At 35.3% G+C, this 2,183-nt stretch carries 2 protein-coding genes; both read right to left on the reverse strand.

Annotated elements, in window-relative coordinates; all coding sequences use genetic code 11:
- Positions 1-30: 30 nt before the first annotated feature.
- Entirely contained in the window at positions 31-1,461 is a 1,431-nt protein-coding gene (locus FC88_RS10010; RefSeq protein WP_057815206.1) for an MFS transporter, read from the reverse strand.
- A 150-nt stretch (positions 1,462-1,611) separates the two neighbouring features.
- The coding region (locus FC88_RS10015) for a CatA-like O-acetyltransferase (protein WP_057815208.1) at positions 1,612-2,183 on the reverse strand (572 nt) is incomplete at its 5' end.

Here is a 2,183-nt window from a genome sequence, read left to right on the forward strand (position 1 = left end):
TCTTAACTTTTCTTTATTTTTCCAAAGTGGCTAACTTGTTCTTGCAATTTGCGTAATCAAAATAAGTGCAGTCAACATAATATTATGAATCCCATGGAAGAAAATATTCTTCATTTCAGGAACATAAGCTTTAGGCAGTTCTTTAGCAACCGCAGCATTACTCAACTTGTTCATCATAGCCATCGTTATGTGACCGCTACTCTCCTTTACTCCCTTGATTAAGGCTAAATTTAAAATCACACCGTAAATCGATGACATAAAGGTTTGACTTAAGATTCTAACTAAGTAAGCAAATGAAGTTGAAATAGGAACGTCTCGGCTTTCGACATCGAATTGTACGGCAATCAACAAGGCATTGAAAAAAATTCCAACACCAAAACCTTCAAAGACACCCATGATCAATAAGAATGTATAACTGGCACTTTGACTAGCCCAGTACAATCCAGCAAAAGAAATGAAAAATGAAGCTGTTCCGATAGCAATAATGGCATAACGACTCATCTTTCTTTGAATCAATGGTTCCAATTCCGAACCGATAAAATTAGCAATTGCTCCGGGAATCTGTGTCATTCCTCCAATCAAGGCACTCAAGCCCATAATTCCTTGAGCCCACATTGGAATGTAGATATTGAAGGCGACAAATGATCCCCACAATAAAGCAAACAAAATCAAATCTATTACTAGTTTTTCATTCTTGAACAAGCGATTAGGAACGATAGGATCTTCAACTTTATTCTCAACTCGTGACATCCAAAAAATCAATAACGCCCCTATAACGATAAATGCCAAAACAGTATAAATGGAAGAAACTCCCAATAATTGAATTCCAATCAAAAAGGCTGTCAAACCTAAAACCATTAGAATGGCACCACGATAGTCGACTTTAGCTTGATTCAATTGTTCCTTGATCTTGAAGAAAATTGCAACGATCGTAATTGATAACAAAGCTAGTGGTAAATTAATATAGAAGACCCAGTGCCAACTGAACGTGTCAACGATCCAACCACCAATTAAAGGTCCAATAATCGACGTCCCACTGAATCCTGCGGAAGCTATCCCGATAACTTGAGAACGGCGTTTAATATTTTTGAAAATCTGTGAATAAATAATGAAAGGAATCGTATTCATTCCTCCAGCACCAATCCCCATAACGCATCTAGCTGTAATAAACCAGACAATATTGGGCGCTAGTCCTTGAAATAATGCCCCAATCATGAAAACTACTGTTGCAGTAATATAGGCAACTTTATTACCCTTTTTTTCGCCAAATTTACTCCATAACGGTGTTGAAACGGCCATTCCCAATAAGAAAATAGCAACGATCCAACCCATATATTGAATACCATGCAAATCACTGATGATAGCTGGTAAAGCGGTATTAATAATAGTTGCATCTAGTCCCGCCATCATATTGGATAAAACTAATGCAAAAGTAACTAAGATTTTGCGATTCCTACTCATACCCCTACTTCTTTCCTATAGTAATTTCAAAATATAAAAAATAAGACCCACACAATGTGCAATGTCTTACTCTTTAGTAACTTTCATTTACTGAAAAAGCTTCTCTGCTTTTCAATTATAGGCTTATCATCTTAATCAGACAAACATCAATTACAATTCATCAACATTATTCAAAATATCTTGTAATTTGATGAAAAATTGTGAAGTATGATAGCCATCACAGACTGCATGATGAATTTGGAAAGTAACAGGCAACTTGATCTCATCACCAGCTCTCTCAAATCTACCAGCAGTTACAATTGGTAACAAATAATTATCATTATTATTGATATTAAGATTGAAGCCCGTATAATTTACCCAAGGAATCATCGAAATATTGACTACATTTTTTGGAACAGGTTGTTTAGGGAACAGTTTTCCAGTACCACGGTATTTTTTAACATCGCTTAAATAGTCACGATCAAATTCCGCAAAAGTGTAGGCATCTGGCGTATCGATGTTTGAAAAAAGTTCTGTACGACTATCAAAAATCGAGTAAAATGGCACACTGCTTTCGTAATAGCCCAATTCTCCAGCTTCATTGAAATCCATGCGATAGAGGTAATTTGAATTAATCACTCTAACAATTGAATAAATAAATAGTGGATAAAAATCATAATTATTATCTTTCGCAAATTGCAAGAACAAGTTAGCCACTTTGGAAAAATAAAGAAAAGTTAAGA

The organism is Companilactobacillus futsaii JCM 17355, from assembly GCF_001435505.1.
Lineage (GTDB): Bacteria > Bacillota > Bacilli > Lactobacillales > Lactobacillaceae > Companilactobacillus > Companilactobacillus futsaii.

Bases quoted from the DNA above. Each gene is read 5' to 3' on its own strand.
- FC88_RS10010 (WP_057815206.1), bottom strand. From the start codon at position 1,461: ATGAGTAGGAATCGCAAAATCTTAGTTACTTTTGCATTAGTTTTATCC.